The following is a 900-nucleotide window of genomic DNA, read 5'->3' as shown; positions in this document are numbered from 1 at the left end:
CTGGCTCAAATCCGCCGCCTGGCCGCCTTCCGGCACCTGAATCGCGGCGTACCCGGCCAGCGCCACGCGCGCCGCTGCGCCGGGTTGGGTCTGCGCCAGTTCAGCGGCCGAATCGAGGCTCGACGCTGCCCAGAACTGCTTATGAAACTTCCTGTCCTGGCCCTTGAGCCGGGCGAACTGCACACCCTTGAGCAGGGCCAGGCCCCAGGTGGCGACGGAAAAGACGATCAGCAGCCAGATGACGGCGCCTTCAATGGATTGGAATGGGGAAGCGATGACGTTCATGTGAGGTTCTCCAACAAGGCTAGAAATCGTTGCAGCGATGCGCCTTTTGTCAGGTGGCCCGCGGTGTCACGAACAGGGTGAGTGATGTATGGGTAAAAACTAACGAATCTTGAAATCGATGGGCACGCTGACCCAGCCATCGACGGGGTCGTTACCCTGCTTGGCCGGCACGAAGCTCCAGCGCTTGACCGCGGCTTGTGCCGCTTCGTCGAGCTGTTCATGGCCGCTGCTTTTCTGGATCTGGATCTCGCTCGGCTTGCCGGTGCCCAGCACGTGCACGCGCAGCAGCACGGTGCCTTCCCAGTTACGCCGCATCGCCAGCGCCGGGTATTCCGGGGCGGGGTTATGCAGGTAACCGGCGTTGGCCGAAGCCGGGGTGATCGGCGCGGGCGCCGGTGGCGCAGGCGGTGCCGGAGCGGCCACCGGTTGTGGCGGCGCGGTTGGCGCTGGAGGCTGTTCCACCGGTTTGGCGACCGGTTTGGGCACCGGTTTCACCACCGGCTTGGGCTTGGGAATCGGCTTGGGCGGCGGTGGTTTCACGGCCAACTCGTCTTCAACGGGTGGCGCAGGTTCCACGACCGGCTGAGGAATCGGCTCGGGCGGCGGTGGCGGGGT

General features: G+C 65.4%; 1 protein-coding gene and 1 pseudogene. Both read right to left on the bottom strand.

Going from position 1 to position 900, the window contains the following annotated elements; all coding sequences use genetic code 11:
- Window positions 1-285: pseudogene (locus tag B3I26_RS13815) on the bottom strand (MotA/TolQ/ExbB proton channel family protein); the annotation flags it as partial.
- 99 nt (window positions 286-384) lie between these two features.
- Window positions 385-900, bottom strand: a 516-nt coding sequence (locus B3I26_RS13810) for an energy transducer TonB (protein ID WP_296258341.1), incomplete at its 5' end; no start/stop codon positions are given.

This window comes from Pseudomonas sp. UBA5706 (assembly GCF_002419965.1).
GTDB lineage: Bacteria > Pseudomonadota > Gammaproteobacteria > Pseudomonadales > Pseudomonadaceae > Aquipseudomonas.
This window is presented reverse-complemented; position numbering and strand designations above follow the sequence as displayed.